The 22,193-nt window shown below is 70.5% G+C and carries 16 protein-coding genes; 10 read left to right on the top strand and 6 right to left on the bottom strand.

Going from position 1 to position 22,193, the window contains the following annotated elements:
• Window positions 1-183: 183 nt before the first annotated feature.
• From ACFWRO_RS20045 to ACFWRO_RS20020, 6 genes are all read left to right on the top strand, one after another.
• On the top strand, window positions 184-936 hold the full coding sequence (locus ACFWRO_RS20045) for a GntR family transcriptional regulator (RefSeq protein ID WP_362011032.1): 753 nt from the start codon (window positions 184-186) through the stop codon (window positions 934-936).
• A gap of 260 nt (window positions 937-1,196) precedes the next feature.
• Window positions 1,197-2,936 (top strand): purine-cytosine permease family protein, encoded by a 1,740-nt coding sequence (locus ACFWRO_RS20040; RefSeq protein ID WP_384511989.1) that lies wholly within the window; start codon window positions 1,197-1,199, stop codon window positions 2,934-2,936.
• 156 nt (window positions 2,937-3,092) lie between these two features.
• Complete coding sequence (locus tag ACFWRO_RS20035; protein ID WP_362418113.1) at window positions 3,093-3,272, top strand: SPOR domain-containing protein; 180 nt, start codon at window positions 3,093-3,095, stop codon at window positions 3,270-3,272.
• A 46-nt stretch (window positions 3,273-3,318) separates the two neighbouring features.
• Window positions 3,319-3,762 (top strand): (deoxy)nucleoside triphosphate pyrophosphohydrolase, encoded by a 444-nt coding sequence (locus ACFWRO_RS20030; RefSeq protein WP_362011037.1) that lies wholly within the window; start codon window positions 3,319-3,321, stop codon window positions 3,760-3,762.
• 143 nt (window positions 3,763-3,905) lie between these two features.
• The gene (locus ACFWRO_RS20025; RefSeq protein WP_384511986.1) at window positions 3,906-4,346 is read left to right on the top strand and encodes an ATP-binding protein; all 441 of its coding nucleotides are present in this window, start codon (window positions 3,906-3,908) and stop codon (window positions 4,344-4,346) included.
• Window positions 4,347-4,493: 147 nt separating this feature from the next.
• A complete protein-coding gene (locus ACFWRO_RS20020) occupies window positions 4,494-7,073 on the top strand; it encodes a SpoIIE family protein phosphatase (RefSeq protein WP_384511984.1) in 2,580 nt (859 codons plus the stop codon).
• An 83-nt stretch (window positions 7,074-7,156) separates the two neighbouring features.
• Here the strand turns inward: ACFWRO_RS20020 and ACFWRO_RS20015 are convergent, their stop codons facing one another.
• Together ACFWRO_RS20015 and ACFWRO_RS20010 are read right to left on the bottom strand one after the other, a co-directional pair.
• Window positions 7,157-7,864 carry a PspA/IM30 family protein gene (locus tag ACFWRO_RS20015; protein ID WP_384511982.1) on the bottom strand — a complete coding sequence of 236 codons (708 nt, stop codon included), beginning with the start codon at window positions 7,862-7,864 and terminating at the stop codon, window positions 7,157-7,159.
• Between the two features lie 47 nt (window positions 7,865-7,911).
• Entirely contained in the window at window positions 7,912-9,993 is a 2,082-nt protein-coding gene (locus ACFWRO_RS20010) for a TPM domain-containing protein (RefSeq protein ID WP_384512077.1), read from the bottom strand.
• A gap of 161 nt (window positions 9,994-10,154) precedes the next feature.
• Here ACFWRO_RS20010 and ACFWRO_RS20005 point away from each other — a divergent pair, with 161 nt between their 5' ends.
• Window positions 10,155-11,174 (top strand): hypothetical protein, encoded by a 1,020-nt coding sequence (locus ACFWRO_RS20005; RefSeq protein ID WP_384511980.1) that lies wholly within the window; start codon window positions 10,155-10,157, stop codon window positions 11,172-11,174.
• Window positions 11,175-11,188: 14 nt separating this feature from the next.
• Here ACFWRO_RS20005 and ACFWRO_RS20000 read toward each other — a convergent pair whose 3' ends face one another.
• The 4 genes from ACFWRO_RS20000 to ACFWRO_RS19985 form a co-directional block, all read right to left on the bottom strand.
• Window positions 11,189-11,959: a succinate dehydrogenase/fumarate reductase iron-sulfur subunit gene (locus ACFWRO_RS20000; protein ID WP_384511978.1), complete on the bottom strand. Its 771-nt coding sequence runs from the start codon at window positions 11,957-11,959 to the stop codon at window positions 11,189-11,191.
• The gene (locus ACFWRO_RS19995; RefSeq protein ID WP_384511976.1) at window positions 11,956-13,848 is read right to left on the bottom strand and encodes a fumarate reductase/succinate dehydrogenase flavoprotein subunit; all 1,893 of its coding nucleotides are present in this window, start codon (window positions 13,846-13,848) and stop codon (window positions 11,956-11,958) included. Before ACFWRO_RS19995 ends, ACFWRO_RS20000 begins: the two co-directional genes overlap by 4 nt.
• A gap of 1 nt (window position 13,849) precedes the next feature.
• Window positions 13,850-14,686, bottom strand: a complete 837-nt coding sequence (locus ACFWRO_RS19990; protein ID WP_384511974.1) for a hypothetical protein — start codon at window positions 14,684-14,686, stop codon at window positions 13,850-13,852.
• Window positions 14,687-14,816: 130 nt separating this feature from the next.
• A complete protein-coding gene (locus ACFWRO_RS19985) occupies window positions 14,817-15,044 on the bottom strand; it encodes a hypothetical protein (protein WP_384511972.1) in 228 nt (75 codons plus the stop codon).
• A 263-nt stretch (window positions 15,045-15,307) separates the two neighbouring features.
• Between ACFWRO_RS19985 and ACFWRO_RS19980 the strand changes: the two genes are divergently transcribed.
• The 3 genes from ACFWRO_RS19980 (at window position 15,308) to ACFWRO_RS19970 (ending at window position 22,089) form a co-directional block, all read left to right on the top strand.
• Window positions 15,308-17,752, top strand: a complete 2,445-nt coding sequence (locus ACFWRO_RS19980) for an ABC transporter substrate-binding protein (RefSeq protein ID WP_384511970.1) — start codon at window positions 15,308-15,310, stop codon at window positions 17,750-17,752.
• Window positions 17,753-18,107: 355 nt separating this feature from the next.
• Window positions 18,108-20,009 carry a translational GTPase TypA gene (gene typA / locus ACFWRO_RS19975; RefSeq protein WP_384511968.1) on the top strand — a complete coding sequence of 634 codons (1,902 nt, stop codon included), beginning with the start codon at window positions 18,108-18,110 and terminating at the stop codon, window positions 20,007-20,009.
• 460 nt (window positions 20,010-20,469) lie between these two features.
• Window positions 20,470-22,089, top strand: a complete 1,620-nt coding sequence (locus ACFWRO_RS19970) for an ABC transporter substrate-binding protein (RefSeq protein WP_384511966.1) — start codon at window positions 20,470-20,472, stop codon at window positions 22,087-22,089.
• The last annotated feature ends 104 nt before the right edge of the window (window positions 22,090-22,193 follow it).

The following is a 22,193-nucleotide window of genomic DNA, read 5'->3' as shown; positions in this document are numbered from 1 at the left end:
AGCGGTGCGCGGCTGAAGTTATTGGTCTGGACCATTTACGTCAAGGTCTCGCGCGGCTATACCTGCGGTAAGCGCAGGCGTAAAGGTAAGTCATCACTTCGAGTGAAACTTTGGCCCATGCTTGCGGGTGGCCACCGAGGGTTGTCAGTCTGTAGCTGTCCGTCAACCTGAGGGGAGTGTCCTGTGACGTTCGGTGAGCAGCCCGCCTATTTGCGCGTGGCGAGCGATCTCCGGAAGAAGATCGCCAACGGCTCGCTTCCGCCGCATACCCGTCTCCCCTCGCAGGCACGCATCCGGGAGGAGTACGGGGTCTCGGACACCGTGGCCCTGGAGGCCCGCAAGGTGCTGATGGCCGAGGGGCTCGTCGAGGGCCGCTCGGGTTCGGGGACCTATGTCCGCGAGCGGCCTGTGCCGCGCCGGATCGCCCGCTCCGGCTACCGCCCGCCGTCCGGCGCCAACCCCTTCCGCCAGGAGCAGGCCGCCGACGGGGCGCGCGGCACCTGGGAGTCCAGCAGCGAGCAGGACCTCGCGAGCGCCGCGGTGGCCGCCCGGCTCGGGATCGAACCCGGCGAGCGCGTGATGCGCACGCGGTACGTGTACCGGGACGCGGGCGAGCCGATGATGCTCTCCACCTCCTGGGAGCCGCTCGCGGTCACGGGGCGGACGCCGGTGATGCTGCCCGAGGAGGGGCCGCTCGGCGGCTGCGGGGTCGTGGAGCGGATGGCGGCGATCGACGTGGTCGTGGACAACGTGGTGGAGGAGGTCGGGGCCCGCCCGGGGCTCGCGGAGGAGCTCCTTGCGCTCGGCGGCGTCCCGGGGCACGTGGTGATGGTCGTGGAGCGGACGTACTACGCCTCGGGGCGCGCGGTGGAGACCGCCGACGTCGTGGTCCCGGCCGACCGCTACCGCATCGCGTATCACCTGCCGGTGCGCTGATTCGCTCGGCCACCACCTGTCCTGCCGGTGCGCTGACCCGCTCGGCCGCCACCTGTCCTACAAGTGCGCTGACAGCCCGCCCGGCTGTCGGAGACTTCGCGACCGCTGGTCGGATGGGGTCGTCCGGGCCGCGTTGCCGGGAGTTTACGAGCCGTCAACTCCCGTAACCGCCTGGCAACCGCGTGCTGACCCACGCCGTCACGCCCCGCTCCTACCTTGCTCGTCCGTACCCGCACACCGGTCGGACGACAGGAACTCTCATGACGGATACGGTCACCCCAGCCGAGACCCCGGCTGCCGCGCCGCCACCCCGCCGCAGTTACGCCAAGCTGGCCGCCGACGAGAGCCGCGAGGACTACTCGCTGCGCTACGCGCCGCACTCCTTCCGCCGCTGGTCGCCCTCGATGGTGGCCGGCACGGCGCTCGGCGGCATCGCCTATCTCGCCGACTTCGCCATCGGCGCCTCGATCGTCTTCACCTACGGCTTCACGAGCGGCTTCGCCTCGATCCTCACCGCCGCGGCGATCATCTTCCTCACCGGCATCCCGATCGCCAGGGCCTGCGCGACGTACGGCCTGGACATGGACCTGGTGACCCGGGGCGCGGGCTTCGGCTACTTCGGCTCCACCCTCACCTCCCTCATCTACGCCTCCTTCACCTTCATCTTCTTCGCGCTCGAAGGCTCGATCATGGCCCAGGCCATGCACCAGGCCGTCGGCCTTCCGGTCGAGATCGGCTATCTGGTCACGACCCTCATCGTGATCCCGATCGTCTTCCGCGGCATGGGCGCCCTCGCCAAGGTGCAGGCCTGGACCCAGCCGATCTGGATCGTCGGCATGGTGCTGCCCTTCCTCGTGCTCGCCTTCGAGGCCCCGGACGCCTGGGGCGCCTTCGCCTCCTTCGGCGGTACGGAAGGGGCCGGTTCGGGCTTCTCCTGGATCGGCTTCGGCCTCGGCACGGGCGTCGCGCTCTCGCTCATCGCCCAGATCGGCGAGCAGGCCGACTATCTGCGCTTCATGCCCGCGAAGACCGAGGCCAACAAGCGGCGCTGGAACCTCGCCGTCCTCGCCGCAGGACCCGGCTGGGTGATCATCGGCGCGGCCAAGCAGCTCGGCGGCGCGTTCCTCGCCTTCGTCGCCCTGGAGGCCGTCGGCAAGACCCACGCCCTGGAGCCGATCGCCCCGCAGATCGAGGCGCTCAAGCCCTGGCTCGGCACCTTCGCCCTGCCCGCCGCCGCCCTGTTCGTGATCGTCTCGCAGGTCAAGATCAATGTGACCAACGCCTACAGCGGCTCGCTGTCCTGGTCGAACTTCTTCTCCCGCGTCACCCACAAGCACCCCGGCCGCGTCTGGTACATCTTCCTCAACCTCGCCATCGCGCTGACGCTGATGGAGATGAACATGTTCGCGGCCCTGGGCAAGCTGCTCGGCTTCTACTCCAACGTCGGCATCGCCTGGATCGCCGCCGTCGCCGCCGACCTCGTCATCAACAAGCGGGCCGGCTGGAGCCCGCCGTACATCGAGTTCAAGCGGGCCTACCTCTACTCCGTGAACCCGGCCGGCTTCGGGGCCATGGTGGTCGCCTCGACCGTCTCGATCCTCGCCTTCTTCGGTCTTTTCGGTGCGTACGCGCAGGCCTTCTCGACCTTCATCGCCGCCGGTCTCGCGCTGGTCCTCTGCCCCCTGATCGCCTGGGCCACCAAGGGCCGCTACTACCTGGCCCGCCCGAATCCGGTCTGGGGGCACCCCCAGGCCGAAGGCTCTGGGGGAGGGCCGGACGTCGACGTCGCGGACGTGACGGCCACCCACACCTGCGCGGTCTGCGAGACGGCGTACGAGCTGCCGGACATCGCCGACTGCCCCGTCCAGTCCGGGCCGATCTGCTCGCTGTGCTGCTCACTCGACGCCGAGTGCGGCGACGTCTGCCGCAAGGACCCCGGGGTCGCCGGCCCGGTTCTGATGCCGGTGCCGACCGTCCCGCAGGCCGCCCCGAAGCTCTGATCTTCGGCCTCCCTCCGTCGTTTCCCGGCCGGATCCGTACCTCTTTGTGAAAACCCGTATCCGCTGTGTAAAGGTCAGGCGTAGGGTCGGGCATATGCGGATTGCCATTTCAGGGAGATCCAAAGAGACGACCGGACCGGCGGAGGGAGAAGCCCGATGACCGACAGCGGCCCTGTCCTGCCCTGGCTGGTCATACGGCAGGACGACAACGGCAACCGCTATCGGGTCGGGCGGTACGCGACGAGGGACGAGGCGCAACAGGTGGCCGACAGCCTCGACGACCGGGGGCACAAGCAGCTCTACTGGGTGGAACGCATCGGCCAGCCGGCGGTCTGACCCGCACCGGCCCGCGCTCCGACCCGCGCGGGTTACGCTCCGGTCCATGACAGAGAGCACGTCCGACCACGTGGCCGACCACGTGGTCGTGGTCGCCGGAGCCCTGTACGACCGGGGGCGCCTGCTGGCCGCGCGCCGCAGCGCCCCCGCCGAGCTCGCCGGCCGTTGGGAACTGCCCGGCGGCAAGCTGGAGCCGGGGGAGCGCCCCGAGGAAGCCCTGGTCCGCGAATTGCGCGAGGAACTCGGTGTCGAGACCGAGCCCGGCGAGCGCATCCCCGGCGAGTGGCCGCTGAAGCCCGGATACGTCCTCCAGGTGTGGACGGCCCGGCTGCTCTCCGGCGAACCCCGCCCGCTGGAGGACCACGACGAACTCCGCTGGCTGGCCCGCCACGAGCTGGACTCCGTCGACTGGCTCGACCAGGACCGCCCCGCCGTCGCCGAGGCCGGGCTGCGCTGGCCGTCCGGCGCCGCCGACGGAGCGCGCGGCTGAGGCTCTACGCCGTTCGTGCCACCGTGCGCCCACTGAGCCCTCCGCCGCGATATCCCGCCCCGAATATCGGGTATGTGCTGATTAACCCCCCGAAAAAGGACGTGGACCTCCCTTCTGGTGATGGGCTGGGGAAGTGATCGGGCGTGATCGACACCGAAGGCGACTGCGTCGAGTGGCATTTCCCGGCGGAGGCCAATGCCGTGCGCACCGCCCGTCACGCGGTGCGCGACACGCTGCGGAGCTGGCGGATCGACGCGGCGGTCGGTGATGTCACCGTCCTGCTGGTCAGCGAGCTGGTGACCAACTCCCTGCGGTACGCCTCCGGCCCGATCGGCGTCCGGCTCGTCCACCTCCAGCCCGACCCGGACGGCCCCGCCCACGGCCCCGCCGACGACGCCCACCGCCCCGCCCTGCTCGTGGAGGTCTCCGATCCGCTTCCGGATCCGCCCACCGAGCGGCCCGCGGGACCCGACGACGAGGGCGGCCGGGGACTCCAGCTCGTGGCTTGTTCCGCACAGCGCTGGGGCACCCGAAAGGGCAGATCGGGCAAGACAGTGTGGTTCGAGCTGGCCCTGCCGGGTTAAGAGAGGGGAGGGACAACGATCACCATCGTCTCGGCCGGAAATGAACGAGACCAGCCTGTGATCGTGAACGTCGTGCCGTCGGGGGCCGTAGTGCTGAATACTGCGGGCATGGCCGGTCCGGTGCGGTGAGCTGGAGGGGACGGTCGCGTGAGCGAGATACCTGAGTCGGCGAGCGGCGTCGTGTGGCAGAGCAGCCCGCCCGGCTCGATCTATGACTACATCCGGGTCGCCTCCTTCTCGATAGGGCCCGACGGGCTCGTCGACCAGTGGAGCAGGCGGGCCGTGGACCTCTTCGGCGTGCCTGCCGACGAGGCCGTCGGCAAGGACCCGGTCGAGGCCTTCATGCCCGCCGACCTGCGAGACCGTGGTCGTAGCCGGGTCGCGGAGATCCTCGACGGCAGGGAGTGGACGGGCCTCGTCCCGTTCCGGATCCCCGGGCAGAACCGGCGCGAGGGCATCGCCGAGATGTACGTCATGCCGAGCCAGACGCCGACCGGTGAACGGGCCGCGCTCTGCATCGTCGTGGACGTGCGGGCGCTGCGGCACATAGAGACCGACCTCGCCGCGTCGCAGGCGATTTTCGGCCAATCCCCCTTCGGCTTTCTCCTCTTCGGTACCGACCTCACCGTGCAGCGGGCCAATCAGCGCTTCGCCACGGTCTTCGGCGGCTCGGCCGACGACCACCGGGGCCGTACCGTCCACGACTACCTCTCGCGGCCCGAGGCCGAGCGGATGACCGCCGCGCTCCAGCGGGTCCTGGAGACCGGCGAGTCCGTCACCGAGCTGCAGATCGTCGGCGCCCCGCCCGGTTCCACCGAGCGGCGCCACTGGTCGATCAACCTCTACCGCGTGCACAGCGGCTCCGGCCGGGCCGTCGGCGTCGCCGGCCTCGGCATCGACGTGACCCGCCGCCACAGCGCGGCCCGCGAGGCGGCCAGCGCCCGCCGCAACCTCGCCCTGCTCAACGAGGCCGGCGCCCGCATCGGCAACTCCCTCGACCTGGAGGCCACCGCCCGCGAGCTGCTCGACGTGGCCGTGCCCGGCTTCTGCGACCTCGCCTCCGTCGACCTCTACCAGGGCCTGCTGACCGGCGACGAGGCCCCGCCCGGACGGTGGGGGAGCTCCCACGACGTCGGCTACGGAGCGGGCAGCGCCGAGCTGCGCCGGGTCGCCTTCGCCAGCGCCGTGTCCGACACCCCGCTCAGGAGCCCCGAGGCCACGGTCGACTCCGACGCGAGCGGCGGCTGTTGCGGCACGGGACCCGTCGAGGTCGGCTCCGTCCACCGCTACCCGTTCAACTCGCCCTGCGCCGGAGCGCTCCGCACCGGCCGCGTACGGGCCGTACCGGGCCGCGACGGCGGACTCGTCCAGTCCACCCTCGTCGTGCCGATGGTCGCCCACGACACCGTCGTCGGCCTCGTGCAGTTCTCCCGGACCAAGGGCAGCGAGCCCTTCGGGGAGCGGGACCGGGCGCTCGCCGTCGAACTGGCCGCCCGCGCGGCGGTCTGCATCGACAACGCCCGCCTCTACCGCCGCGAACACGAGCGGGCCCTGATCCTGCAGCGCAGCCTGCTCCCGCCCGGAGACCCCGAGGCCGCCGGCCTCGACATCGCCTGCCGCTACCTCCCCGGCACCACCGCCACCGAGGTCGGCGGCGACTGGTTCGACGTCATCGAACTCCCCGGCCACCGCACCGCCCTGGTCATCGGCGACGTCATGGGCCGCGGTCTGCGCGCCGCCGTCGCCATGGGCGAACTGCGCACCGCCGTCCGTACCCTGGCCCAGCTCGACCTCGAACCCGCCGAGGTGCTCTCCCACCTCGACGAGATCGCCCGCGGCCTCGGCGCCCCTGCGGGCGCCCAGCAGAGCGCCCGCGCCCACAAGACCCGGGGGCCGGAACTCTCCGAGGTCTACCTCGCCACCTGCGTCTACGCCGTCTACGACCCGGTCACCCGGCGCTGCACCTTCGCCAGCGCCGGCCACCTTCCGCCGGTCCTCGTCGAACCGGGCGAGAAGGCCCTGCTGCTCGACGTGCCCCCGGGGATGCCGCTCGGCGTCGGCGGTGAGCCCTTCGAGGAGGTCGAGGTCGAGCTGCCCGAGGGCTCCCTGCTCGCCCTCTACACCGACGGTCTCGTCGAGTCCCGCGACCATCCCCTGGACGAGGGTCTGACCGCCTTCCGCGGCGCGTTCACGGACACGGCCCTGCCCCTCGAAGACGTCTGCGACCGTGTCCTGACCACCCTTCACACCGGGCACGGCGAGGACGACATCGCCCTCCTGATGGCCCGTATCCAGGGACTGCAGTCCGAGGCGGTGGGGGACTGGCGGCTGCCCAGGGAACCCCGCTCGGTCGGCCGGGCCCGTGAACTGGCCCGCGCCCAGCTCGCCGCCTGGGACCTCGAAGCGCTCGTGGACACCGTCGAGCTGCTCGTCAGCGAACTGGTCACCAACGCCCTGCGCTACGGCGAGGGCGAGATCAGGCTCCGGCTGCTGCGCGACCGGACCCTGGTGTGCGAGGTCTGGGACTCCGGGCTCGTCCAGCCGAGACGCCGCCGCGCCCGCGACACCGACGAGGGCGGGCGCGGACTGCAGCTGGTCGGACTCCTCAGCGCCGCCTGGGGATCGCGCCGCACCCCCCGGGGCAAGACCGTCTGGTTCGAACTGCCCCTGCCGGACGGCGAGGGAACCGCGGAGCCCACCGTGGAGCAGCTCCTGAGCATGTTCTGACCGCCGGCACCGGCACCAGCGACGCACCCACCGGCGGGCGCGGTTCCACAGGCTCCGTGCCCCCGGGCCCCGCCGCCCGCCGGCTACTTCTTCAGCGCGGCGAGCCGGGCCTCGATCTCCGCGCTGTCGCCGAGCGTGTCCAGCTGCTCGAACTGGGCGTCCAGCGAGGACGCGGCCAGCTCCTGCTTGCCCATCGCCTTCGCCTCCTCGCGCCGGACCTTGTCCTCGAAGCGGTTCAGCTCGCTCGTCGGGTCCAGCACGTCGATGTTCTTCACGGCGTCCATCATCGTGTTCTGCGCCTGCGCGGACTTGGCGCGGGCCACCAGCTCGTCGCGCTTCGACTGGAGCTCGCCCAGCTTGGCCTTCATCTGGTCGAGCCCGCTCTTGAGCTTCTCCACCACCTCGGTCTGCGCCGCGATCGTCGGCTCGGCCGTGGCGGCCTCCTTCTCCGACTGGAGCTGCCGCCCCAGCGCGACCTTCGCCAGCTGGTCGAACCGGTCCGCCTCGGCCGTCTGCCCGGCGGCCCGCAGCTCGTCCGCCTTCCTGCTCGACGCCAGCGCCTTCTCGCCCCACCCCTTCGCCGCGCCCACGTCCTCCTGGTGGTCCTGCTCCATCAGCCGCAGATTGCCGATCGTCGTCGCGACCGCCTGCTCGGCCTCCGAGATGTTGTTGCTGTAGTCGCGGATCAGCTGGTCCAGCATCTTCTGCGGGTCCTCGGCCTGGTCCAGCAGGGCGTTGATGTTGGCCTTCGCCAGCTGGGTGACACGGCCCAGGATGGTCTGCTTGCTCATGGTCCTTCTCCTTGAACACCAGGGGACTGAACAGGGGACTGAAAGGGTCAGAAACGGCCGCCGCCGCCCAGCCGGCCGCGGGTCCCGCCGCCACCGAAACTGCCGGGTCCGCCACCGAACCCGCCCCCGCCGAAACCTCCACCGAATCCCCCGCCATGTCCCCCGCCTCCCCTTCCTCCGCCGAACAGTCCGCCGAGGATGATGCCGCCGAGCACCGCTCCACCGAGCCCGCCGCCGCCACCTCCCACTCCTGTTACACCGCCCAGGCCGTTCGGGTTCCCATATGTACGGACGTCCTGCTCGGCGAGCTCCTGCGCGCGCCGGGCCAGCCCGTCCGCCTGCTGGGCCTCGGCGAGCGCGGACTGCGGGTCCTCGGCGTCCGCGAGCGCCCTGGCCTTCTCCAGCCGCCGCTGGGCCTCCGCCAGGCGGGTCCTGGCCTCGCTGCCCACGGCGCCGCGGTGCGTCGTGATGTAGTCGGCGGCCGCTCCGATCGCGGAACGGGCGGTGAGCATCGCCTGATCGAGGAGCGCGCGGGCGCGCCGCGTGCCCGACTCGCGCTCCCGTGCGCCGGCCAGCGCCTCGTCGAGCACCGCGTCGGCCTCCTCGACCCGGCGCAGCGCGTCGAGCGGGTCGTAGCGGCCCGCCTCGACCGTCCTGTGTACGTCGGCGACGACCGACTCCGCCCGGGCGATGCGGCCCTGGAGGTCGGCGGTGGAGACGCCCTCGGCGGTGCCTTGGAGCAGGCCGCGGGCGTCGGCGAGGTCCGCCTCGGTCTCGGACAGCGCGGTCGGCAGCTTGCCCACGGCCTCGGCCAGCTCCTTCGCCCGCCGGTCCACCGCCTCGCTCAGCCGGGCCGCCTGGTCGACGGCGCCCTCGGCCGCCCGGATGTGGACCGCCGCCGTACCGTTGTCGCCGGAGTCGACGGCCTGCCGCGCCTGGTTCAGGTGCGTGGTCGCGAACACCAGCCGGTCCTTCGCCTGTTCCACGTCGCCGGCGACGGGGGAGGCGGCCGACTCGGCGTACCGTTCCCGCATCGCGGTCAGCGCCGCCTCCGCCGTGACGACCCGGCCGGTCTGCTCGCGGAAGGCGGCCTCCGCGTGGGCCAGCGCGTCGGGGGCGTTCTGCTCCAGGGCCCGGAGCCGGTCGAAGTCCTCGGACTCGGCGTCGAGCCGGGCGTTCGCCTCGTCGCAGCGCCGGACGATCTCGTCCAGCATCGAGCGGCGGGTCGCGTCGTCCTCGGGGAAGGCGTCGTCGAGTTTCTGCCGCAGCCGGAACGCGGCCGTCAGCTCCTCCTTCGCGAAGGCCACCGCGTCGGTGAACGGGCGGGCGGCCTCCTCGCCGAACTGGGCGGTCGCGAAGCCGAGTTCCTCCTGGCTGGTGCGGACGGCGTCGTCGGTGTCGACGAGCGCCTGCCGCGCCTGCTTGTCCAGCTCCTCCAGCGTGAGCTGCGCGGGTTCCTTCGGAGCGCCCCAGCCCTGCCCGGCCTGCGGCTTCGTGGCCCCGCCACCGCCACCGCCACCGGTACGGCGCCGGCGGCGGGTCCAGGCGTACGCCGCGACGCCTCCGGCTCCGCCGACGAGGACGACGGGGAGGACCAGGTCGGTCCCCGATGTGCCGTCGGCCGCCGCGCCGCCGGGATCGGCGGGGCCCGGTGTGATCGTGGGCGTGGGCACGGGCTGTCCGGCGAGCACGGCGTCGTAGCCGTTCGCCGCGCCGATCGCGGCGCCCGCCCAGTCGTTCTGCCGCAGCGCGGGCTCGATCGCGGTCCGGGCGACGTCGTCGAGCTGGGGCGTCGTGAACCGGGAGTCCGGGTCGGCGGAGTAGCCGTACTGCCGGTCATGGGTTGCCACCGCGAGCAGGACGTCGTCGACGCCGAGCCCGTTGCGCTGGGCCGTGGCGTCGGCCCAGCTCTGGCCCGAGCGCCCGGAGAAGTCCCGTACGTACACGACGAAGAGCTGCACCCGGCGGTCGTCGTAGAGCTGGTCGAGGGCCTGGGCGACCGCGCCGCGGCGGTCGCCCAGCGCACCCACCTTGTCGGTGATCTGCCCGTCGCGGGAGAGGACGACGGGGTCGTCGGCCCGGGCGCCGTGAACGGCCGGCACGACCAGCCACCACGCCGCCACCAGCATCGCGAGAAGGGCTCGGGTGGCTGTTCGCGTCACATGGGGAGGCTATGTCCCGATCTGTCCGCTCGCGACCGGGCGGAAACCATTCTCCACAGGCCTGCGTCACTGTCGGTAGCCGCCGCTACGGTGGTGCTCACGTAACGAACACGATCTTGGGGGCTCGGGTGGACGGTCGCGTACGACGATGGTGGCGGCGGGGGCGCTGGGTCGCGCTCGGCCTGGCCCTGCTCCTGGTCCTGCCGACGGCGGGCAGCGCGGTCGCGCTGCGCCTCAATTACACGGGAGACCTCCGCGAGGGGACGAAGACGCGGGGCAAGGACGCGATCTGGCTGGGCCACGCCTGGGTCGACGGCCGGAAGAAGGACGCCGACCTCGCCGCCTTCGCCGCGCGGATCAAGGGGACGGGGATACGGGACCTGTACGTCCACGCGGGCCCGCTGGAGCACGACGGCACCCTGCCCGCCGCGCGCTACCCCCGCGCCGCGTGGCTGATCGACGCCGTCCACCGGACGATGCCCGGCATACGGGTGCACGCCTGGCTCGGCGACATCCTGGCCACCGAGGGCCCCGAGGGGCTGCGCCTGGAGGACGCGGCCTCACGGGCCGCCGTCGTGGGCTCGGCCCGCCAGATCCTCGACGCCGGCTTCGACGGGGTCCACTTCGACCTGGAGCCGCTGCTTTCCGACGACACGCACTATCTGTCCCTCCTCGACGACCTCGGCGAGCTGACCAGGGCCCGCAAGGCCCCGCTCTCCGTCGCCGCCCACCAGATCGACCCCCTGCCCGCCCTGCACTCGGTGAACGGCGCGGTCAGCGGCAGCGAGAAGTGGTGGTCGCAGGAGTTCTTCGGCCAGGTCGCCCGCCGGGTCGACCAGATAGCCGTCATGTCGTACGACACCTGGATGCCGCTGGAGGGCATGTACGGCGGGTACGTGGCCCAGCAGACGAGCCTCGCCCTGGAGGTGACGCCCGAGACGACCGACCTGCTGATGGGCCTGCCGTTCTTCCACGAGGACGACCTCGGCCACCACGACTCGGCCGAGACCGTCGCGGCCGCGATCCGCGGCACCAGGCTCGGCCTGGGCCGTACGGACCACGACCGCGAGCGGTTCGGGGTCGCGCTCTACGTCGACTTCGCCGCGAAGGAGGAGGACTGGGCGTCCTACCGCCGCGACTGGCACTGACGGACCGCCGGGCCCTACGCCCCGCGCCGACGGATCTTGTTGCCCAGCCACACCAGCGGGTCGTACGAGCGGTCCACGACCCGTTCCTTCAGGGGGATCAGGGCGTTGTCGGTGATCTTGATCCCCTCCGGGCACACCTCCGTGCAGCACTTGGTGATGTTGCAGTAGCCGAGCCCGTGCTCCTCCTGCGCCGTCCGCTTCCGGTCGAGCCCGGTCTCGGCCGCCGCGTCCAGGGGGTGCATGTCCAGCTCCGCGACCCGCATCAGGAAGCGCGGCCCGGCGAACGCCGTCTTGTTCTCCTCGTGGTCACGCACCACATGACAGGTGTCCTGGCACAGGAAGCACTCGATGCACTTGCGGAACTCCTGCGAGCGCTCCACATCCAGCTGCCGCATCCGGTACTCGCCCGGAGCCACCCCCTCCGGCGGCACGAAGGCCGGGATCTCCCGCGCCTTCGCGTAGTTGAAGGACACGTCCGTCACCAGGTCCCGCACCACGGGGAAGGCCCGCAGCGGGGTGATCGTGAGCGTCTCGGCGCGGTCGAAGGTCGACATCCGGGTCATGCACAGCAGCCGCGGCCGCCCGTTGACCTCGGCGGAGCACGAACCGCACTTGCCCGCCTTGCAGTTCCACCGCACGGCGAGGTCCGGGGCCTGGGTCGCCTGCAGCCGGTGCACGATGTCGAGGACCACCTCGCCGTCGTGCACCTCGACCGTGAAGTCCGTCAGCTCCCCGCCGTCGGCGTCGCCCCGCCACACCCTGAAGTGCGCGTCATAGGTACTCACTCGTACAGCTCCTCCTCGGCGAGGTACTTGACCAGCTCCTCCTTCTCGAACAGCGCGAGGAGGTCCGGACGGATGGGTTCCGTACGTGTCCGTTCGAGCGCGATGCCGTCGTCCCCCGTACGAGCCGGGTGGCAGAGCAGGTTCACCGGCCGCCACACCCGCTCCATCGACGGGTAGTCCTCCCGGGTGTGCCCGCCCCGGCTCTCGGTCCGCTCCAGCGCCGCGCGGGCCACGCACTCGCTCACGAGCAGCATGTTCCGCAGGTCGAGCGCCAGGTGCCAGCCCGGGTTGAACTGCCGGTGCCCCTCGACCCCGGCCCGCCGCGCCCGGACGCGCAGCTCGGCGATCCGCTCCAGGGCCTCGGCCATCTCGCCCTCCCGCCGGATGATCCCGACGAGGTCGTTCATGGTCTGCTGGAGCTCCTGGTGGAGGGTGTACGGGTTCTCGGCGGACGCCTCCTCGGCCGCGCCGAACGGCGCCAGGGCCTCGACGGCAGCCGCCTCGACGCCCGCCTCCGTGACCGCCGAGCGAGGGGCGGACGCCGCGTACTCCGCCGCGTGCCATCCCGCGCGCCGCCCGAAGACCAGCAGGTCGGAGAGGGAGTTGCCGCCGAGCCGGTTGGACCCGTGCATCCCGCCCGCGACCTCACCCGCCGCGAAGAGCCCCGGCACGCCCACGGTCGCCGCCGTGTCCGAGTCGACCGCGACGCCGCCCATCACGTAGTGGCAGGTCGGCCCGACCTCCATCGCCTCCGCCGTGATGTCGACGTCCGCCAGCTCCTTGAACTGGTGGTACATCGAGGGCAGCCGCCGCTTGATCACCTCGGCCGGCATCCGGGTCGACACGTCCAGGAACACCCCGCCGTGCGGCGAACCGCGCCCCGCCTTCACCTCGGAGTTGATGGCCCGCGCCACCTCGTCGCGCGGCAGCAGCTCGGGCGGGCGCCGGTTGTCGTCCGGGTCCTCGTACCAGCGGTCGCCCTCCTCCTCCGTCTGCGCGTACTTCTCCTTGAAGACGTCGGGGATGTAGTCGAACATGAACCGCTTGCCCTCGGAGTTGCGCAGCACACCCCCGTCCCCGCGCACCGACTCGGTGACGAGGATCCCCTTCACCGACGGCGGCCAGACCATCCCGGTCGGGTGGAACTGCACGAACTCCATGTTCACCAGCGGCGCGCCCGCGAGCAGCGCGAGCGCGTGCCCGTCGCCCGTGTACTCCCAGGAGTTGGACGTCACCTTGAAGGACTTGCCGATCCCGCCGGTGGCCAGGATCACGGCCGGCGCCTCCAGGACGAAGAAGCGGCCGGTCTCCCGCTCGTAGCAGAACACCCCCGCCACCCGCCCGGACTCGTCCCGCAGGACCTGGGTGACCGTGCATTCCTGGAAGACCTTGAGCCGGGACTCGTACTCCCCGGTCTCCCGGAAGTCCTCCTGCTGGAGGGCGACGGTCTTCTGCTGGAGCGTACGGATCAGCTCCAGGCCGGTCCGGTCGCCGACGTGCGCGAGACGCGGGTACTCGTGGCCGCCGAAGTTGCGCTGGGAGATCCGGCCGTCCGGCGTGCGGTCGAAGAGGGCGCCCCAGGTCTCCAGCTCCCAGACCCGGTCGGGCGCCTCGCGCGCGTGCAGCTCCGCCATCCGCCACTGGTTGAGGAACTTCCCGCCGCGCATGGTGTCGCGGAAGTGGACCTGCCAGTTGTCGTGCGGGTTGGCGTTGGCCATGGAGGCGGCGATTCCGCCCTCGGCCATCACCGTATGGGCCTTGCCGAACAGCGACTTGCAGATGACGGCCGTCCGCGCGCCCCGCTCACGCGCCTCGATCGCGGCGCGCAGTCCGGCGCCGCCCGCGCCGACCACGACCACGTCCCACTGCTGCCGGTCGACTCGCGCCATGTCAGAAGATCCTCGGGTCGTCGAAGGTGCCGGTGGCGAGCAGGTACACGTACAGGTCGCAGACCGCGACCGAGACCAGGGAGGCCCAGGCGAGCACCATGTGACGGGTGTTGAGGCGCCCGACCAGGCTCCACATGCGGTAGCGCACCGGGTGCCGGGAGAAGTGCTTGAGCCGCCCGCCGACGATGTGCCGGCAGGAGTGGCAGGAGAGCGTGTACGCCCAGATCAGAACGCTGTTGACCAGGAAGATCACGGTCCCGAGCCCCGCGTGGCCCCACGCGTAGGAGGAGTCCCGGAAGGTCAGCACGGCGTCGTACGTGAGGATCGCGGCGACCGGGAGCGCGGTGTAGAAGAAGTACCGGTGGACGTTCTGCAGGATCAGCGGGAAACGGGTCTCGCCGGTGTACGTCGCGTGCGGCTCGGCGACCGCGCAGGCCGGGGGAGAGGCCCAGAAGCCCCGGTAGTACGCCTTGCGGTAGTAGTAGCAGGTCAGCCGGAAGCCGAGCGGGAAGATCAGGATCAGCAGGGCGGGGGAGAGGCCCCACCAGCTGCCGAAGATCTCCCAGTTGGGGCCGCCCTTCATCGGGACGCAGTTCTCGGCGAGGCAGGGCGAGTAGAACGGCGAGACGTAGGGCGCCGCGTAGTAGTCGCTGTTGGCGAAGGCTCGCCAGGTGGAGTACGCCACGAAGGCGAGCAGCCCGGCGGCGGTGGCGGCGGGCGCCAGCCACCAGCGGTCGGTCCTGAGGTGGCGTGGTGCGATGGCCGCACGGGAAGGGGAGTGCACGCCGGTGGCGCGCACCCCCCTTCCGGTGGACGGCGGTTCGGTTCCTGTGGCCAAGGTCGGTCTCCTGGGTCCGGGATCGGTCCGGGATCTCCTGGCGCCGGGATGTCCCGGGTCCGAGCGGGATCTGCTGGGTATCCGAGCGGGATCTGCTGGATCCGAGCGGGTCTCCTGGCTCCGGGATCTCCTAAGGCGCGTGCCGGTCGCGTGCTCCCAGGCCCTCGTCGTCCGAGTCCGTCCACAGCCCGCTGTCGTAGGGGGTGTCGGGGATCGTCACGAGGTTCTCGGGGCGGCGCTGGGGCGGCTCCGAGGTGACGCCCTTCTCCGCCGCGATGCTGCGTTCCAGTTGTCCGACCGTGCGGACCAGATCTTCGAGGCAGCCCTTGACGGCCGCCAAATCGTCCTGAAGGGACATGGATTGCCCTCACTTCCGCGAGTGCGGTGGCGAACACGCGATGGGGGGAGAGTGTCGCGTGTCACACCCCGCTTGTGAAGCCATGTGTACGGGATTCCACTCGTCCGGAGACCGGCGCCGCCCGGCGGTTGGGCCGCACGGGTGGGTTTGCCCCGTCCTGTCGCCGTGTCGCCGTGGCCGGATCCGGTCCGTCCTTTTCAGTGTATGAGCAATAGGTGTGATCATCGCCAAATGGCATAAAACTGGACGAAGGGGTACAAGTCATGTCCCAGGTCGGCGCCCCTCGCGGGAGGACATGCTCCAGGAGCCCCCGCTCCCGCACGCTCCGCTCCGTCGCCACGCTCACCAGTGCCGTGCTCGCCGTCTCCGTCCTGGCCGGATGCAGCTCCGGCGACGAGGCGGAAGAGGCGACCGCCGCCGCCCCCGACCACGCGCCCGCCGCGCGCGATCAGGTGAAGGACGGCGCCACGCTGAACTGGGCCGTGGACGCGATGCCCACCACGCTCAACGCCTTCCAGGCCGATGCCGACGGTGCCACCTCCCGCATCGCCGGGGCCGTACTCCCCGCGCTCTACACCCTCGACGGGCGCGGCCGCCCCCAGCGCAACCCGGACTACCTGGAGTCCGCGCAGGTCGTCGAGACGGAGCCCAAGCAGGTCGTCCTCTACAAGCTCAACCAGCAGGCGGTGTGGAGCGACGGCCGCGAGATCGGCGCCCCCGACTTCGTCGCGCAGTGGCGGGCCCTGAGCGGCCGGGACACCGCGTACTGGACCGCCCGCAACTCCGGCTACGAGCGGATCGAGAGGATCGAGCGCGGCAAGAACGACCTGGAGGTACGGGTCACCTTCGGCAAGCCGTACGCCGACTGGCAGTCCCTCTTCACCCCCCTCTATCCGAAGGAGGTGATGGGCTCCCCGAACTCCTTCAACGACGGCGCGCGAACCACCCTGAAGTCCACCGCAGGACCGTTCCTGCTCAAGGCCTCGGACCGCAAGGCCGGTACGGTCACGCTCGCCCGGAACCCCCGCTGGTGGGGGCAGCCCGCCAAGCTCGACCAGCTCGTCCTGAAGGCCGTGGCCCGTAAGGACCGGGTCGCCGCGCTCGCCGCCGGAACCCTCGATCTGGCCGAGATCGATCGGCCGGCCGCCGACCGCATCGCGCTCGCGGTACGGGACGCCCGCGCCGGCCAGAGCGGCTCGCAGGCCCTCTCCCACGGGCCGGGCGCCGCGATCACCCCGTCGGCGGCCCTGAAGTCCTGGGCGCTCGCGAACGGCTCCGACGAGGAGAAGGCGGAGACGGTCCGGGCCGCGCGCGAGAAGAACCAGAAGGCCATCGACCGGTACGCGGAGGAGCAGCGGGCGCTCGGGAAGCTGGTGGTCCGCAAGTCGCTCGAGCCCGCGTACACCCAGCTCTCGCTGAACGGCGAGAACGGTCCGCTCGCCGACGAGCGGGTACGGCGCGCGGTGGCCCGCGCGCTCGACCGCCAGGAACTGGCCGAATCCGTACTCAAGCCGCTGGGCCTTCCGGCCAAGCCTCCGGGCAGCCACCTGGCCCTGGCGGGGCAGGCGGCGTACGCGGACAGCAGCGACGCGCTCGGCGCCCAGGACGCCAACGAGGCGCGGGCCCTGCTCGCGGACGCCGGGTGGGTGCCGGGCGGCGCGGCGAAGAAGCCCGCCGGGACGAAGGCGGGCAGCGAGGCGGTGGAGAAGGGCGCCGACGCCGACAAGAAGACGGATCCCAGCAAGACCGACGCCGAGCCGAAGACCGACGCGGACAAGAAGACCGACGCCGAGAAGAAGACCTCCGACAAGGCCCAGAAGCCCGGCTCCGACGCCGCCTCCGACGAGGGCCTCTACATCGTCGGCGACGACAAGCCGGGCGGCACCGCCGTCCCCGCCGACGGCAAGGCCCCCGAGCCCGAGAGCGGCACCAACGTCCTCGCCCCCGCCCCCGGCGCGGCCCTCCAGAACATGGCCGTGCTGCGCCAGGCCACCCTCCTCGACACCGCCGCGGGACGGGCCACGGACACCGAGGCCAAGGCCCAGAACCCGGCCGTGGGCCCCGACAAGGGCGTCGCCGGGGCCTACGCCCCGCGCGGCACCGCCGCCCCCGCCGTGCCGGCCGCCGCCACCGGGGCCCTCGGCAAGGACGGCAAGCCGCTCAACCTGCGCTTCGTCCTGCCCTCGGGCCCCGGCTCGGAGTCGCTCCGCGCGGTCGGCGACAAGATCGTCCGGATGCTCGACGCGGTCGGCATCCGTACGGAGATCACCAAGGTCGCCGACGAGAGCTTCTTCAAGGACCACATCGCCGCCGGCGACTACGACCTCGCCCTCTACTCCTGGCCCGCGTCCGCCTTCCCGGCGACCGACGCCCGGCCGATCTTCGCCAAGCCCGAGCCGGCCTCCGACGGCTCCCTCCTGGTCGAGCAGAACTACGCCCGCGTCGGGACGGACCGTATCGACCAACTGTTCGACCAGGCGGTGGCCACCCTGGACGAGGAGGAGGCCCGCGACCTGGTCCGCCAGGCCGACGCCCGGATCTGGGCGGCTGCCGGATCGATTCCCCTCTATCAGCGCCCCCAGCTGGTGGCGGCCGAGCCCGGCATCGTGAACGCGGGCGCCTGGGGCTTCGCGACCCCGCGCTACCAGGACATCGGCTACAAGAAGCCGGAGTCGGCGAACGGCGCGGAGCGCAACATCAAGAAGTAGCCAGAAAGCCGCCAATAAGCTGGGAAACCGCAGGTCGCAACCTCAGAAGCCGCTCAAGTTCCTTGCCCGCCGGTCTCCCCGGCGGGCAAGATCGCGTCCGGCCCCTTGACCCGGCCGGTTCCGCACGCTCAGTGCCCCCACTCACGTGCCCCCACTCCCCCCACCAGCCACACAGCACAGCTCCACCGAGGCCCCCAGCCTCCCAGTAGCTCCCAGATAGACCCTCTCGAATCCGGGCGGGGAAGCCCTCTGCGCGGCGGCCCCGTACCATAGGACATAGCCGTGGCGCGTCCGCCCGGCGGGCGTAAGAGGAACTGACGCCGCATCCCACGATCCGAGAGAAGCGCAAGCACCCATGCCCACGCGCCACGACATCCGTAACGTCGCCATCGTCGCCCACGTCGACCATGGCAAGACGACCATCGTCGACGCCATGCTCAAGCAGGCCGGTGCCTTCGCCGCCCACCAGCACCTCGACGACCGCATGATGGACTCGAACGACCTGGAGCGTGAGAAGGGCATCACGATCCTCGCCAAGAACACGGCGGTGAAGTATCACCCCAAGGACGGCGGGGCCCCGATCACGATCAACATCATCGACACCCCCGGTCACGCCGACTTCGGTGGCGAGGTCGAGCGCGGTCTGTCGATGGTCGACGCGGTCGTCCTCCTGGTGGACGCCTCCGAGGGTCCGCTCCCGCAGACCCGCTTCGTGCTGCGCAAGGCCCTCCAGCAGCGCCTGCCCGTCATCCTCTGCATCAACAAGACGGACCGCCCGGACTCCCGGATCGACGAGGTCGTCAACGAGACCTACGACCTCTTCCTCGACCTGGACGCGGACGAGGACCAGATCGAGTTCCCGATCGTCTACGCCTGCGGCCGTGACGGCATCGCCTCGCTGACCAAGCCGGAGAACGGCACGGTCCCCGCGGACAGTGACAGCCTGGAGCCGTTCTTCTCCACGATCCTCGAGCACGTCCCGGCCCCGTCGTACGAGGAGGAGGCGCCGCTCCAGGCCCACGTCACCAACCTCGACGCCGACAACTTCCTCGGCCGTATCGCGCTGCTCCGCGTCGAGCAGGGCGAGCTGCGCAAGGGCCAGACGGTCGCGTGGATCAAGCGGGACGGCACGATCTCCAACGTCCGCATCACCGAGCTGATGATGACCGAGGCGCTCACCCGCAAGCCGGCCGAGGTCGCCGGCCCCGGTGACATCTGCGCCGTCGCCGGTATCCCCGACATCATGATCGGCGAGACCCTGGCCGACCCGGAGAACCCGATCGCGCTGCCGCTGATCACGGTCGACCAGCCGGCCATCTCCATGACCATCGGCACCAACACCTCGCCGCTCGTCGGCCGCGGTGGCACGGGCAAGGGCGCGGACGCCAAGTCCGCGGTCAAGCAGCGCAAGGTCACCGCCCGCCAGGTCAAGGACCGTCTGGACCGCGAGCTGATCGGTAACGTCTCGCTCCGCGTCCTCGACACCGAGCGTCCCGACGCCTGGGAGGTCCAGGGCCGTGGTGAGCTCGCGCTCGCCATCCTGGTCGAGCAGATGCGCCGCGAGGGCTTCGAGCTCACCATCGGCAAGCCGCAGGTCGTCACCAAGGAGGTCGACGGCAAGACGCACGAGCCCGTCGAGCGCCTCACGGTCGACGTGCCCGAGGAGCACATGGGCGCGGTCACGCAGCTCATGGGCGTCCGCAAGGGCCGCATGGACAACATGTCGAACCACGGCTCCGGCTGGGTCCGCATGGAGTTCGTCGTTCCGTCCCGTGGCCTCATCGGCTTCCGTACGGAGTTCCTGACCAACACCCGCGGTACGGGTATCGCGCACTCGATCCACGAGGGCCACGAGCCGTGGTTCGGCACGCTGACGACCCGTAACAACGGTTCGCTGGTCGCCGACCGCGCGGGTGCGGTCACCGCCTTCGCGATGACCAACCTCCAGGAGCGCGGTGTCCTGTTCACCGACCCCGGCACCGAGGTGTACGAGGGCATGATCGTCGGCGAGAACTCGCGCGCCGACGACATGGACGTGAACATCACCAAGGAGAAGAAGCTCACCAACATGCGCTCCGCCTCCGCCGACTCCTTCGAGGCGATCGTCCCGCCGCGCAAGCTCTCCCTGGAGCAGTCCCTGGAGTTCTGCCGCGACGACGAGTGCGTCGAGGTCACCCCGGAGGCCGTGCGCATCCGCAAGGTCGTCCTGGACCAGAACCAGCGCGGTCGCACCGCGTCGCGCGCCAAGAACGGCTGACGCGCTCCACAGGTGTGATCTCGGCGGCGAGCGCCGCTGACGTCGGCTGACGCCACCTCAGATCCACCTCACACGCGAGGCCCGGACCCCCACAGTCACTGTGGGGGTCCGGGCCTTTCGTCAAATCCATTTCATGGCCAGGGTGTCCGGATATCGGCCGTCGCTCTCCGGAACGTGTGTTAACGGTCCGTTTCGCGTGTGTCTGTCTGTGATCACTTTGTCCGGATTTCGGTCTCATGACCCCTGGCGATGTTGTCAAAACGAGACCACTTAAGTGTGGTTTACGGCCCGGCCGTACTTAATAGTTGGCTGCATTGAGCTCGGGTCAATGGGTCACGCACTGTGGGGAGTGCCGACTCACGAGCACACTCGGGGCACATGGAGTGCAATGCCGTCAGGGGTGTCGGCGCACTCGGAGTGCCCTTCTTGTAGTGACAAGTGGACTCATGAGGAGGAACCCATGCGCGGTGCCAAGAGCGCCAAGTGGGTAGTGGGCGCGACCATCGTGGCCCTGGCAGCGACCGCCTGTGGCGGCGGCAGTGGCAAGGACGACAGTGCCTCGAAGGAGAAGGGCAAGCCCGCGGGCTATGTCTCGATCGACGTCGGTGAGCCCCAGAAGCCGCTGATCCCGGCCGACACCAATGAGTCGCTCGGTAGCTACGTCATCCAGTCGCTCTTCACGCAGCTGCTGGACTTCGACGCCTCGGGCAAGATCGTCTACACGAACGCCGAGTCGATCAAGACGACCGACTCCAAGACGTGGACGGTCAAGCTCAAGCCGGGCTGGAAGTTCCACGACGGCACCCCGGTCACGTCGGCGTCCTACGTCAAGGCGTGGAACTGGTACGCCAACATCGAGAACAAGCAGCAGAACGCCTTCTGGTTCGAGGACATCGCCGGCTACGCCGACGTCCACCCGGAGAAGGGCGCCCCTGCGAAGAAGGAGATGTCGGGCCTCAAGGTCGTCGACGACACCACCTTCACCATCGACCTGGCGAAGCCGGTTCCGTACTTCGAGTACAAGCTCGGCTACACCACCTGGGCCCCGCTGCCCGAGTCCTTCTACAAGGACCCGGCCGCGTTCGGTCAGAAGCCGGTCGGCAACGGTCCCTACATCTTCGAGAAGTGGGACCACAAGAAGCTCATCCAGGTCAAGGCCAACCCTGACTACCAGGGCCCGAACAAGGCCAAGAACAAGGGTGTCCTCTTCAAGAACTACGCGACCGTCGAGGCCGCGTACCAGGACCTCCTCTCCGGCAACCTGGACATGATCCGCCAGGTCGGCCCGAAGGACCTGCCGAAGTACAAGCAGGACCTCGGCGACCGCGCGATCGAGCAGCCGTACGCGGCCATCCAGAGCCTCGTGCCGACCTTCTACTCGAAGACCTTCAAGGGCATCAACCCGAAGGTCCTCCAGGGTCTGTCGATGGCGATCGACCGGGACACGATCACGAAGACCGTGCTCAACGGCACCCGCCAGCCGGCCACCAGCTTCATCCCGCAGGGTGTCGCCGGTAAGCAGGACCTCGGCAGCGACGTCTTCAAGTTCAACCCGGCCAAGGCCAAGCAGCTCGTCACCGAGGGCGGCGGCGTTCCGGACAACAAGATCTGGATCCAGTACAACGCCGACGGTGGCCACAAGGAGTGGATCACCGCGGTCTGCGAGTCGATCCGCAACTCCACCGGTGTGGACTGCATCCCGGACGCCAAGCCGGACTTCCAGACCGACCTGGAAGCGCGTGACAACGACAAGGTCAAGGCGATGTACCGCGGTGGCTGGGTCGCCGACTACCCGGTGAACGTCAACTTCATGCGTGAGCTGTACGGCACGACGGCCGAGGCGAACAACGGTCGCTTCTCGGACCCCGAGGTCGACGCCGCGTTCAAGAAGGGCGACAACGCCAAGTCGCTGGAAGAGTCGATCAAGCTCTACCAGGAGGCCGAGAAGCTCGTCCTCACGAAGATGCCGGCGATCCCGCTGTGGGAGTACAAGATCAACGGTGGCCACTCCGCGGCTGTCGACAACGTGACCGTCGACTTCCACGGCGACTTCAACATCACCGAAGTCACCACCAAGTAATCAGCCCCAAGGGCCCACCCCACTCGGCCGTCAGCCGCCACCGCAACTGGCGGTAGGCCCCCGGGGCCGGTTCCCACATCCTGGGACCGGCCCCGGGGGCTGTA

This window comes from Streptomyces sp. NPDC058579 (assembly GCF_042718575.1).
In the GTDB taxonomy this organism is placed as follows: domain Bacteria; phylum Actinomycetota; class Actinomycetes; order Streptomycetales; family Streptomycetaceae; genus Streptomyces.
This window is presented reverse-complemented; position numbering and strand designations above follow the sequence as displayed.